At 56.4% G+C, this 220-nt stretch carries 1 tRNA gene; it reads right to left on the minus strand.

The features are described from left to right. Positions 1–59: 59 nt before the first annotated feature. Positions 60–136 (minus strand) — tRNA-Met (locus IAE55_RS33660). Positions 137–220: the final 84 nt, after the last annotated feature.

Below are 220 nucleotides of genomic sequence, written 5' to 3' on the forward strand. Positions count from 1 at the left end.
CCGACCCTCTGCTTGTAAGGCAGATGCTCTCCCAGCTGAGCTAAGCCTCCAGGTATGTATGGTAGCGGCGGAGGGGATCGAACCCCCGACCTCACGGGTATGAACCGTACGCTCTAGCCAGCTGAGCTACGCCGCCATACTAAAACTTGCTAAGATGTGATTCAAATGGCGGAGAGAGAGGGATTCGAACCCTCGCACCGCTTACGCAGTCTAACCCCTT

The sequence above is a fragment of the Paenibacillus sp. S28 genome, from assembly GCF_016624415.1.
GTDB classification, from domain to species: domain Bacteria; phylum Bacillota; class Bacilli; order Paenibacillales; family Paenibacillaceae; genus Paenibacillus_AQ; species Paenibacillus_AQ favisporus.